Source organism: Pseudoflavonifractor gallinarum (assembly GCF_014982855.1).
GTDB lineage: Bacteria > Bacillota > Clostridia > Oscillospirales > Oscillospiraceae > Pseudoflavonifractor_A > Pseudoflavonifractor_A gallinarum.
Map to the genome: position 1 here is coordinate 138,165 of NZ_JADCKF010000002.1, position 11,538 is coordinate 149,702.

13 protein-coding genes are annotated in these 11,538 nt (G+C 56.6%); 5 read left to right on the top strand and 8 right to left on the bottom strand.

What is annotated here, in order from left to right:
- The first annotated feature begins 12 nt into the window (after positions 1 to 12).
- Genes INF37_RS02660 through INF37_RS02670 form a run of 3 tightly spaced genes read left to right on the top strand, consistent with a single transcriptional unit; the run spans position 13 to position 1,960 of the window.
- Entirely contained in the window at positions 13 to 1,065 is a 1,053-nt protein-coding gene (locus INF37_RS02660) for an FAD:protein FMN transferase (protein ID WP_328821008.1), read from the top strand.
- A complete protein-coding gene (locus tag INF37_RS02665) occupies positions 1,062 to 1,448 on the top strand; it encodes a NusG domain II-containing protein (RefSeq protein ID WP_193536259.1) in 387 nt (128 codons plus the stop codon). Before INF37_RS02660 ends, INF37_RS02665 begins: the two co-directional genes overlap by 4 nt.
- Positions 1,445 to 1,960 carry a Gx transporter family protein gene (locus INF37_RS02670; RefSeq protein WP_235964162.1) on the top strand — a complete coding sequence of 172 codons (516 nt, stop codon included), beginning with the start codon at positions 1,445 to 1,447 and terminating at the stop codon, positions 1,958 to 1,960. The genes INF37_RS02665 and INF37_RS02670 overlap by 4 nt, the downstream gene beginning before the upstream one ends.
- A 758-nt stretch (positions 1,961 to 2,718) precedes the next feature.
- Here INF37_RS02670 and INF37_RS02675 read toward each other — a convergent pair.
- From INF37_RS02675 to INF37_RS02710, 8 genes are all read right to left on the bottom strand, one after another.
- Positions 2,719 to 3,471, bottom strand: a complete 753-nt coding sequence (locus INF37_RS02675; RefSeq protein ID WP_193536479.1) for an HAD-IIA family hydrolase — start codon at positions 3,469 to 3,471, stop codon at positions 2,719 to 2,721.
- A 167-nt stretch (positions 3,472 to 3,638) separates the two neighbouring features.
- Entirely contained in the window at positions 3,639 to 4,463 is an 825-nt protein-coding gene (locus tag INF37_RS02680; RefSeq protein ID WP_193536261.1) for a MurR/RpiR family transcriptional regulator, read from the bottom strand.
- Positions 4,427 to 5,260, bottom strand: a complete 834-nt coding sequence (locus tag INF37_RS02685) for an inositol monophosphatase family protein (protein WP_193536263.1) — start codon at positions 5,258 to 5,260, stop codon at positions 4,427 to 4,429. Before INF37_RS02685 ends, INF37_RS02680 begins: the two co-directional genes overlap by 37 nt.
- The gene (locus INF37_RS02690) at positions 5,257 to 6,054 is read right to left on the bottom strand and encodes a PHP-associated domain-containing protein (protein WP_193536265.1); all 798 of its coding nucleotides are present in this window, start codon (positions 6,052 to 6,054) and stop codon (positions 5,257 to 5,259) included. Before INF37_RS02690 ends, INF37_RS02685 begins: the two co-directional genes overlap by 4 nt.
- A gap of 15 nt (positions 6,055 to 6,069) precedes the next feature.
- Positions 6,070 to 6,906 carry an energy-coupling factor transporter transmembrane component T family protein gene (locus tag INF37_RS02695; RefSeq protein WP_193536267.1) on the bottom strand — a complete coding sequence of 279 codons (837 nt, stop codon included), beginning with the start codon at positions 6,904 to 6,906 and terminating at the stop codon, positions 6,070 to 6,072.
- A gap of 3 nt (positions 6,907 to 6,909) precedes the next feature.
- Complete coding sequence (locus INF37_RS02700) at positions 6,910 to 8,604, bottom strand: ABC transporter ATP-binding protein (protein ID WP_193536269.1); 1,695 nt, start codon at positions 8,602 to 8,604, stop codon at positions 6,910 to 6,912.
- A 1-nt stretch (position 8,605) separates the two neighbouring features.
- Positions 8,606 to 9,448, bottom strand: a complete 843-nt coding sequence (locus INF37_RS02705) for a cell division protein FtsQ (protein ID WP_193536271.1) — start codon at positions 9,446 to 9,448, stop codon at positions 8,606 to 8,608.
- A 1,032-nt stretch (positions 9,449 to 10,480) separates the two neighbouring features.
- A complete protein-coding gene (locus tag INF37_RS02710) occupies positions 10,481 to 10,642 on the bottom strand; it encodes a hypothetical protein (protein WP_180956893.1) in 162 nt (53 codons plus the stop codon).
- A gap of 91 nt (positions 10,643 to 10,733) precedes the next feature.
- Here INF37_RS02710 and INF37_RS02715 point away from each other — a divergent pair, with 91 nt between their 5' ends.
- Together INF37_RS02715 and INF37_RS02720 are read left to right on the top strand one after the other, a co-directional pair.
- On the top strand, positions 10,734 to 10,940 hold the full coding sequence (locus INF37_RS02715) for a helix-turn-helix domain-containing protein (protein WP_193536273.1): 207 nt from the start codon (positions 10,734 to 10,736) through the stop codon (positions 10,938 to 10,940).
- 128 nt (positions 10,941 to 11,068) lie between these two features.
- Positions 11,069 to 11,494 carry a MarR family winged helix-turn-helix transcriptional regulator gene (locus INF37_RS02720; protein WP_180956892.1) on the top strand — a complete coding sequence of 142 codons (426 nt, stop codon included), beginning with the start codon at positions 11,069 to 11,071 and terminating at the stop codon, positions 11,492 to 11,494.
- Positions 11,495 to 11,538 lie beyond the last annotated feature (44 nt).

Below are 11,538 nucleotides of genomic sequence, written 5' to 3' on the forward strand. Positions count from 1 at the left end.
GAGATGCGTTGTGTGAAATCTGTGATTCTCTGTGTGATTCTCTGTCTTTCCCTGGTGCTCTCCGGCTGTTCCGCCGGACAGGCCGCTCCTTCTGCCACGCCCAGCACCGCTGCGGAGATCGACCCTACCCAGGCTCAGAGCACCGAACTCTTTGCCATGGACACCGTGATGACCCTTACCGCGTATGGTCCCAACGCTGACCCCGCCCTTCAGGCTGCTGCCGAAGAGATCCGGCGGTTGGATAAGCTGCTGTCCATCAGCAGTGAAGCGGGCGAGATCCTTCCTCTCAATCAGTCGGGACAGGGCGAACTTTCCGATGAGACCGCCGCCCTACTCCAGCGGGCGCTGGAGGTCTCCCGGGAGACCGGCGGACTCTTTGACTGCACCATCGGCCCGGTGATGGATGCCTGGGGCTTCCCCACCCAAAACTATCAGGTGCCGGAAGGCGGACTTCTTCAATCCCTCCTTGCACGGGTGGATTACAGGCAGGTCGCCCTCTCCGGCCACACCGTCACCCTGCCCAAGGGGGTAGAGATCGACCTGGGCGGCATCGCAAAGGGCTATACCTCCGATCAGATCATGGATGTATTTGCCCAGTCCGGCATCACCTCCGGCATCGTCTCTCTGGGGGGCAATGTACAGACCCTGGGCCGCAAGCCGGACGGAAGTCTGTGGCGGGTGGGGCTTCAGGACCCCCGGAACCCCGACCAGACCTTTGCCGTGGTGGAGGTGGAAGATCAGGCGGTCATCACCTCCGGCGGATACCAACGCTATTTCCAGGAGGATGGCGTTACCTACCACCACATCATTGATCCCCGCACCGGCTATCCCGCTGACAGCGGTATCATCTCCGCCACCATTGTCAGCGCCGACGGCACCCTCGCCGACGCCCTGTCCACCGCCCTTTTCATCATGGGGCCGGAAGAAGCCGAAACCTTCTGGCAGGCGCATCAGGACCGGTTTGACGCCATCTTGATGACCGATTCCGGCCAGATTCTGGTCACTGCTGGCCTGGCACAGCGCTGCCAGATCACAACGGACGATGCCGTCCGGGTGATCCAGTGAATCGCAAGTTTCTGTGGATGAGCGGCATCCTTCTGTTACTTTTGGCGGCTGCCCTGTTCTGGTTCCTGCGGCAGCGGGGAACCGAACAGCATGTGGCCATCATTTCACAAAACGGTCAGATTCTTCGGACGGTGGATCTGGATACCATCACCGAGACGGAGACCTTTGTAGTGGGAGAACCGGGGGCACAAAACACCATTCAGATTTCCCCGGAGGGTATCGGCGTAATTTCCGCCGATTGCCCCGATCAGGTATGCGTACATCAAGGGCTGCGGCAGCACGGCCCGGAACCCATCGTATGTCTGCCCAATGGGCTCTCCATCCGCTTTTCTGCCACAGACCCATCGGGTCTTGACGCAGTGACTGGAGGTGCCGCCCATTGAAGTCCACACGTCCTGCTTACCGCCTGGCCATGCTGTCCCTTTTGACAGCAGTGGCCCTGATTATTTTTGTCATTGAGGCGGGTATCCCCCCTCTGACCACCATTCCCGGCATCAAAATGGGGCTTTCCAATATCATTACGCTGGTGGCCATGGTCCTATTTGGACGGCGGGAGGCCCTGCTGGTTCTGCTTAGCCGCATTTTCCTGGGCAGCCTCTTTGCCGGCCAGATGATGACCCTCCTGTACAGTTTGAGCGGTGGATTGCTCTGCTTTGTCGTCTGCGCGGGAATTCTCCCCGTTTTGCCTGCCAAGCGCCTGTGGCTGATGAGCATGATAGGGGCCGTTTTTCACAATATTGGACAGATTGCCATGGCCATCTTCATCACCAGTACGCCGGAGCTTCTCTGGTATCTGCCTGTCCTTCTGGTCTCTGGCCTGATCAGCGGTTGCTTTACCGGCTGGGCAGCACAATTTGTGCTCTTCCGACTCAAATCCGGCCCCAAATCATCCTGACATTGTGTGGGCCTTTTGAATGGCATTCTTTCGTATGCTAGAGGATCGTTGGCGAAGATAAGGGCTAAAATCGTGGAGCTAGATTACCAGAGAGACAAGCTTGAAGCAAGATCTATCATGGGCACCATAATTTATGGTGCCCAAATGGTACTCGGTGAGTTTTGAGAGACCATATCGTGAAAAATATTTGTAGATAAACTGGGGCAGAAAATGCGATTTTCCTTATCTTATTCGTATAAATAAAATTGTTTGGTGTGGTAATAAGCAGCCAGTATATCACATCTGTTCCCCTCAAAATCAGTTTGCGGGCAACCGCACGTGGGTTCGAATCCCACCCGCTGCGCCAAAAATCCCTTGAAGCCAGATGGTTTCAAGGGATTTTTTATGGCGTCGAATAGGTATAATGAAATCCCCCAGTTTAACTGGGGGTCAATAAAAGCACTTTAGTAAAATGGATAGGTTCCAGCGTTAGATAGAACCTAAAATAATATCGTTTGGAATAATGAGAAGATTGTACAGCTAAACGAGGAAGTTATCAAGGAAGCAGCTAAAGAAATTGGTACAAGGCAGCGTGGAGAAAACCTCTCAACGAACTGCCGGAGGCCCCGAGGCAGAGGACCTGACCCAGAATGCCCGGTACAAGTGCAACGAGCAACGCTATGGCTGCCACAGCGGACAATATAAGCGCAACCTTACTACCCCTTCTGGAAATATCATCTTCAAGGTATCACCCCACCAGCAGTGGGAGAAGGAAAGCCTTATTTGGCGGCACGGGCCTGCTCAACGATTTCCATCACGCCGCTGAGAACGACGGTGGGACGATAGGCGTAGGTCTTCAGTGTCTCCGGTGTGGACACGCCGGAAAGCACCAGGACAGTGGACATGCCGCTCTCTAGGCCGGAGATGACATCGGTATCCATTCGGTCGCCCACCATGACGGCATCTGCGGAGTGGCAGTTCAGCATCCGCAAGCCGGTGCGCATCATAAGGGGGGTGGGCTTTCCGCAGAAGTAGGCCTGCATACCGGTGGCCATCTCGATGGGGGCCACCAGAGCTCGGCAGGCAGGGGCAATTCCGTTTTCGATTGGGCCGGAGACATCGGAGTTGGCTCCAATCAGTTTGGCACCGTTGAGAACTAGATTCGTGGCCTTGGTGAGGGTGTCCAGGGAATAGGAGCGGCCTTCGCCCACCACGACATAATCTGGGTTTACATCATTCATGGTAATACCCGCATCGTAGAGGGCGTTAAAGAGGCCGCTCTCGCCAATCACAAAAGCGGAACAGCCAGGAGCCTGTTCCTTCAGAAAGGCTGCGGTGGCCAGAGCGCTGGTATAGAAGTGCTCCTCTGAGACGTCCAGCCCCATGCGGGCCAGCTTCTGCTGTAGTTCCTTGGGGGTGTAGCCGCTGTTGTTGGTCAAAAAGAGATATTCCTTTTTCTCGTCGTGTAGCCACTGGATAAATTCCGGCACGCCGGGAAGGATGCGGTTGCCGTGGTAAATAACACCGTCCATATCGCAGATGAACCCGAGTTTTTGATTGAAATCAAGCGTGTGTTCCATATATCCTCCTATTCGCGCGCAGCTGAGTCCCCAGACCGAGCGGGAGATGAGACGGATGGTCAGCTGTTTGGCTCAGTTCCGCAGTTTCATATCAGATACCCTCCTGTGCGGTGTGGTGTTTATCCCAAGGGGAAGTAGCTGGTTTTCAGCTGGTGGAGCCGCTCCAGACTGTCGCTTCCCCGTTGGCCCAGCCGTTCGGTTACGGCCACGGTCAGCACATCCAGCAGGGCGGTGGGGGCGGACATGGAGTGGTATTCCTTCTCCTCGCCGCGATAGGCAAACAGGCTGATGTCTGCCTGCTCTTCTGGCGGGATGCAGGTACGGCTGACAAAGGCCAATGTCTGGTAGCCTACCGTTTTGCTGTGGTCCAGAATGACCCGGCCCTCCCGGGATAGTTTGGAAAAGCTGAACATGACTACCAGATCCTGCTCTTCAGCCTGGAGCAGGCCCTCCAGCAGCTCCGAGCCGCCTGAGGGAAGCAGAGAGACAGGGAGTCCCAGGCGACGCAGGCGGAAGGCCAGCATGTTGGCCAGGGAAGAGGAGGCATTTTTTCCGTGCAGAAAAATTCGCCGGGCAGAGACCAGCGCATCTGCTGCTCGGTCAAATTCCACCTGATCCAGTTGTTGGGCGGTTTTTTGCAGATAGAGCTGTTGCCGCTCCAGCCAAGCGATGGGAGAAAAACCACCGTCCTGGGACAGAGTTCCTGCCATCTTGGCAGCAGGCCCGGCAGCCTGCTCCACCACAAGGGATTTCAGCTCCTTAAAGTCGGTACAACCTACGTGGCGGGCGAAGCGGGATACGGTGGCATCGGAGAGGCCAAGCCGCCGGGCTAGTTGTCCGATGGAGGAAAACAGAAAGGCATCGGTGTTCGTGTTGATGTAGTCCAGAATTTTCTGCTCGGCCCGGGTCAGTTCTCCGGGTGAGATAGCAAGGCATAGTTCCATTGGTATTTCTCCTGTTCATTCAGTACATCGATGAGGGCTGGGTGAAGCAGTCCATTGGAGGCCAGCACGCCGCTGCCCTCCAGAAGGGAGAGGGGCGCGCCATCGGGGGTGGTGACCCGACCACCTGCCTCCTCCACCAGAAGCAGACCGGCGGCATAGTCCCAGGGCTGGAGGGCCAGCTCCACGTACCCCTCCAGACGACCGCAGGCCACCCAGCAGAGATCCAGGGAGGCGCATCCGGCCCGGCGAATGTCCTGACAGCGGTCATAGAGGGCTCTCATCTGATAAAAAGCCTGATCGGCCAGATCCCGCCGGCCGGGCACAGTGCCGGTGGACAGCAGACTGTCTGCCAGCCGGTCAGCCCCACTTACCCGGATGGGCCGGCCGTTTAAGAAAGCCCCTTTTCCTCGGCGGGCGGTAAAGCATTCTCCGGTATAGGGCTGATAAACAATACCAAAGCAGATCTGCCCGTTCTCCGCCAGCGCCAGAGACACCGCACTGTGCCCGAACTGATGGATTAGATTGGTTGTGCCGTCCACTGGGTCAAGAATCCAGAAGGGACGGCGTAGGTCAATGGCAGCTTTTTCCCCTTCCTCCCCCAGAAACTGCACAGCCGGGGCCAGCTGTTCCAGCTGACCCCGGAGGGTATTCTGCACGGTGAGATCCACATTGGTGACGAAGTCCGTCCGGCTTTTGGGCACCACAGTCTGAACGGCGGAGGGGGCGGTCAGCAGAGAGCCGGCCCGCCGGACGGCCTCCACTACCTGCCCGGCCAGGGCGTCGGTGAGGATACTCATGCAATGGCCTCCTTGGTGAGAATGGAGACATAGTCGCCGCCCAGAGCGTGAATCTCCTTCAGAGAGCGCTTGAGCAGACAGGCGGTGCGCACCTGGGCTGCGGCGGTGTCGGAGAGCTGGATCTCATACCGCCCGGCATCCATCTCGGCCTTCAGGGCGGAGACGGAGCAGACCTCCCGCTGAAATACGGTGGTGACGCAGCCGTACTGTACCGCCTGGTGGGTGTCGCTGCCCGAGACCACGGGGATGTGGAGCTGCCGGCCCAGCGCGTAGGTCAGCTCCTCCGTGCGGGAGCGGTCCAGGGCCAGGTCTTTCCCGTTCAGGTCCAGGAACTGGAGCCGCTCCAGCTGCTCCTGCGGCAGCTCGGGCACATGGCCCGGGGTGCGGTAGGGGTGGCCGCAGCCTACCAGCACCGGGTACTCTCCGAACAGGTCCATGAGTTGGGCGAAGGGGAGGAAGTTCCCCTTTTCCTTGTGGGATTCCAGCCGGTGGTTCAGCTCTAAAATGGCCTCCAGGGGGCCGATGGACAGGATGTGGCCGCCCTCGGCCACATCGGTCTCCATGCCCGGAAAGATGCGCAGCCCGTTGGGCAGCTCCAGCACGTCCTCTGTCCGGCGGCTCACCGAGGACAGGTAGCCATACAGGTCGTCGAACTGCAGGGTGTTGAAGTGCTCGGTGAGGCACAGGGCGTCCAGCCCGGCCCGGTGGGCCTCGTCAAAGAGCCAGTCGGTATAGGCGGTGGAAAAGGGCAGCTTTTTGGCCAGCTTTCCGTGGGTGTGAAAATCAAGTCGCAAGGGAAAAACCTTCTTTCAGAGCAAAGTGGAGCAGAGAATGCACAGGGCTACCCACAGGGCGGAGAGTGCCAGGAATAATAAATCATTATACGACACTTTCAGGGTGGAGAGCTTTATTTTTTTTACGGTTTTGTTGACGGCCGCATAGCGGTAGCCCCGTAGCTCCAGGGCCTCCACCGTGGTGCGGGAGCGCTTAGCTGTGTTGAGCATCAGGGGGTAGAAGGACTCCATGATGATTTTCACTTGATAGATGAGGTAGCGCACCTTGCCACGCAGGGTGTCGTGGGCGGGGGGATTACCCCGCAGGCGGTAGGAGAGGAGGACGTTCTGGAACTCCTCCATGAGCATGGGGAGCATGCGGTAGGCGTAGGAGATGGAGAAGCTCAGCCGCTCAGGGCAGCCGTACCACATAAGTCCGTTGCTGAGCCGGTCGGGGTCCAGACCGGAAAAGACGGTAACCGAGGCCAGGGAGATGGTGGCCACCTTCAGGGTGAGCACCAGCATGGGAGCGATGGCCGAGGCATCCCCGCCGAAGAGCAGGGTGGCCAGAAAGAGGTAGCCCGTCTGGGAGAACACCCCCAGGGCAAAGAGAAAGAGTACCAGCCCTGCCACATGGGCCAGCAGGGTGGTGACCATCACCAGCAGGAAGCAGCCCAGTAGAAAGGACAGGTCGTTGACAAACCATGGCACCACGCCGAAAAACAGGTACCAGGCGATAAGAATGCGGGGGTCCAGAGCGGCGATCACCGTGTCGTCGTTGCCGTAGGCGTTTTTCAGCACCTGGCTGCGGAGAAAGTCCATGGAGAATTTGTCCAGGACGCTCTCCGACAGCTTGCTCATCATGCGTTCCATAGCTTATGCCTCCTGAAAACGGTTGGTAAATTCTTCGACGGTGTAACAGAGGGCCTGCGGGTTCAGCGCCTGGGCCATGGAGAAGATCTCCGGCGGGCGGATGCCCACCAGGTCCACCAAATCCTGCCGGGCGAAGATTTCGTCCCGGGTTCCGTCGGCTACCACCCGGCCGCCCTGCAGCACGATGATCCGCTCTGCCCACTGGCACACCAGCTGCATGTCGTGGGTGGCGATAACGGCAGTCTGAATGATGTCCTTCATATCCTCCAGCACACCCATAATTTCCCGGCGAGTGGCGATATCCAGGTTGGCTGTGGGTTCATCCAGCAGCAAGATGCCCGGCTCCAGGGCCACGCCGATGGCCAGACTGGCCCGGCGCATCTGGCCCCCCGACATGAGGCGGCCGTCCCGGTCCTGAAGCTCCGTGAGCCGGAAGCGTGCCAGCAGGGCGTCGGTGCGCTCCTGCCAGTCGGGCAGCCCACGTACCTGCATGGCATAGGAGATATCAGCGCGGATGGAGTCCTTGATGAACATTTCCTCCGGGTTCTGATAGACCAGGGAGATCTGCCGGGACAGATCCTCAGCCTTTTTTGCCCCGATGGGCTCATCAAAGAGGGAGACTGTTCCGCTTTGGGGCCGCAGCAGCCCCACCATCAACTTCATCAGGGTGGACTTGCCCGCCCCGTTGGAGCCGATCAGGGCCACCTTTTCCCCCTTCCGGATGTCCAGATTCAGTCCGTCAAAGATGGAGCGAGGCGCCCCTTTCACGGAGCGGTAAGAGAGGGAGACGTCCTGGAAGGAGACCGCCCGCTGCCCGGCGGGACATGGGGTGGGAATTGGGACCGCTCCGGGGCGGAAGCACAGGGCGGAGAAAGCGTTCCGGCCCTCCTCCACCGTGGTGGGAAGGGGCGCGCCGGAGGGGAGCTTTGCCTCCTTCCGCAGCCGGTAGGCTGCCTGGGTCACCTGGGGCGGGAAGATGTTGCACTCCTCCAGCTCCTCCACATGCTGGAGGGCCTCCCTGGTGGGCAGCAGCCACTGCGCCTGCCCGTCCTTCATCAGCAGGACGTGGCGGCAGTAGTCGGCAATATACTCGGTGTGGTGCTCGATGACAAGGATGGTCTTGCCGTGCTTCTGGTTGAGTTCTCGCAGAACCTCGTAGATCCGGTCGGCATGCATGGGGTCCAGCTGGGCAATGGGCTCATCCAGAATCAGCACATCGGGGCTCAGGGATACCGCACCTGCCAGTGCCAGCAGGTGGGTCTGTCCGCCGGACAGCTGCCAGATGTACTCCTCTTCCCGACCCTCCAGCCCACATTGGCACAGTGCCGTTTTTCCACGCTCCAGATAGTCCGGAAAGGCATAGTTTAAACAGGCGTAGGAGGCGTCGTCCAGCACAGTGGGACGGACAATCTGATTTTCAAAATCCTGGTAGACATAGCCCACCTTTTGGGCCAGGGTGCCCACGTCGCTGTCCAGGGTGTTCAGTCCCTCCACGCGGACTTGGCCCTGAAACTCACCCGTAATGAAGTGGGGAATCAGCCCGTTGAGGACCTTGCACAAGGTGGATTTTCCGCAGCCGTTGTTGCCAACGACCGCGAGAAAGTCCCCTTTTTCAATCTGGAGAGAAATGTCGGACAGGGTGGGGTGAGCCGCGCCCGGATAGGTGTAGGTCAGGCCGTTGATTTCAATCGCATTCATATCAGCAGGCCGTTTTCCCTTCGCCGTTCTTTCTCATCACCAGCAGGATGATGACAGCCAGGGCGGCGGCCACAACCATACCGGAAGCCAGGGCGGTGCCGCTCTCGGCCCACTCGGCCTCCCAGTCCACCAGGGACATGCCGGCGGTGGCGGCCAGCTCGGCGGCGATGGCGCAGACAAAGCCGATGACGCAGATCAGAATGGCCTTGGGGCTCAGACCCGAGGTCGTGCTGGCGGCGGTGCGGGGAGCCATGCCCAGCAGGGGCTCAATCTTGCCGTACAGCTTGGGAACCAGGTATAGGGTGGGCAGCAGGCAGAAGAAGATCCCGGAGAAGAGCAGGTCGTTGAGGAAGGCAAAGCCTTCGGTGGCAAAGACGCTCTCGGGAAGACCGGCCACGGCCTCGAAGTCCTCCACGGCAAACTGAACCTTGGCGATGTCTACGATGGTACCCATGAGCAGCTGGGCGGCGGTGCCGGTGATGGCAGCTACACCTACCATGGCGCGGTTCTTGGGGTCACGTACCATCCGGCCGGCAATGTAAACACCGATGGTCACAGTAAGGAACTTCTCCAGCTCGCCCAGGCCGCCGAACTGGCCCAGCATAATCTCGCTGAACACCAATTCGCCGGTAGCAGCACCAAGGGCGGCAGACAGGGGATCAAAGAGCATAGCTAGAGTCAAGGGGATGAAAAGGAAAAACTCCACCGATAGCTCCACAAGACCAATCTGGAACTTGGGGATCAGTTCGGTAAACAGAGTGGCCAGTCCATACAGGGACATGGTCAGCACAAAGATCATCAGTTTCTGAGATTGGTTGACAGTGTTTTTCTCCAGGGTACTCATACAGATATTCCTCCCGTTTTATAATGCGGATTTCTCGCACAAATAAAGAGTACCAGAGGATTGTAAATATATCGATCAGTGTAATGTAAAATGTAAATAAATTTTCATCATCAGCGGTACTGACAGAGCCTACTTGTACGGGCTGCATGCTGTTTGCACATCGATGCAAATAAATCATAGATAGGGTTCTTGAGTTTGAGGATTGCATGTAAAGGGTATCGTATTCTAATCTTTATGAACACTGTACTAAAACTGTTCTGTGAAGTAATGACCATATTTAGCCACAGTGCGGCTTAGAGCACGTTGAGAAGCAATAAAAGAAGGCTGCCTAGCGGACAACTGGAAAACTGGAAGAAGGAATTCTCCGGGATCCTAAGAAAGTAAAAATCTACAGCAACCGCTACCTCTATATTGTGTGGGGCTTTTGAATGGCATTCCTTCATATTGTACCGTTCCACTAGTTTGAGATTCGCGAAATTGATTTCGATTTGCTCCGGAGAGAGTTTGGCAGAGCCGAAAAGAAAAATCGGATTCTGAAAGAACCGCTGTTTTCTGAAGAACGTTCCGAGTGGTATATTCAGGAAATCAAGCAGGTGATAGAGGATCGTTGGCGAAGATAAAGGCTAAAATCGTGGAGCTAGATCATTAGAGAGATAAGCTTGAAACAAGATCTATTATGGGCACCATAATTTATGGTGCCCAAATGGTACTCGGTGAGTTTTGAGAGACCATATCGTGAAAAATATTTGTAGATAAACTGGTGTGGAAAATGCGATTTTCCTTATCTTATCCGTATAAATAAAATTGTTTGGTGTGGTAATAAGCAGCCAGTATATCACATCGATTCCCCTCGAAATCAGTTTGCGGGCAACCGCACGAGGGTTCGAATCCCTCCCGCTGCGCCAGCGTCGGAGCAAGCGTTTTATCGTTTGCTCCGACTTATTTTTTCGGACGGGTCAGCATGGAGCGATGTCTCTCCTGGCTCTTTTCAGAAAGCAGAAGCAGCGGCACGGAAGATTCCATGCCGCTGCTTTAGGTTTCCTCTGTGTCCTGACTTTGGGAAAGGACAATCAAATCGCCCTGGGGTGCGTTCATATATAGCTCCTCACACTGCTGCTGGGCGGCGATCAGGGTGTTGATCGCCTGCTCGGTGGCGCGAAACAAAGTCAGATACATTTCTTTGTAGTCAGGCATAGTATTCACCTCGGGAATATTTTAACCTGAAACAGATTAAAAGTAAATACTCTATTTTAGGTTATGCCATACTCTGTTCGAGGTGAGTGCCATGAACAGACTGCGCGATTTAAGGGAAGACGCTGACCTGAACCAGACACAGGTGGCCAAATTTCTGGGGATGTCTCAGACTGGATATTCAAAGTATGAAACCGGAGAAAATGATATTCCCACACAGGTCCTCATCAAGCTGGCTGGTTTCTACAAGACCAGTATTGACTATATTTTGGGCATCACCGATCGGAGAGAGCCCCTTTGATGAAAGCGGCACGGAAGATTCCGTGCCGCTGTTTTTGTGCCGAGGATCACAGAAGGGGAAATGAGGCTTGACAGAGGACCATTTGCTGTCTATAATATGTAGCGCGCTACATGTTTGGAGGTGAGCGATTGCAGTTGGAACAGAAAGAAATTGGGTATCTGCTGAAACAGATCACAGAGAAGATCAAAGTGGATGCAGATTCCTCCCTGAAAGCCCGCAATTTGACCCTTTCACAGGTGCGGGTGCTGGAATGTGTGTTTGCCGCGGGCGGTTCCGCCACACAGAAATTCATAGAGGAATCTCTGGACGTATCGCATCCTACCGTGGTGGGACTGATCACCCGCATGGAGAAAAACGGGTATCTGCACTGCTATGTGGATGAGCGGGATAAGCGCAACAAGATCGCCGCGCTGACCCCCCGGGCCGAGGCGGCTTTTGTGGAGATACGCCATGATATCGCCTCGCTGGAAGAAAAGCTGGTCAAGGGCATGGATGCCCGGAGCAGAAGCGAGCTGCACCGGCTGCTGGAGCAGATCTACCATAACCTCACCTGAAACGCCGCCAGGCGGCGTTTTTTTACCCGAAAGTGTAGCTAGCT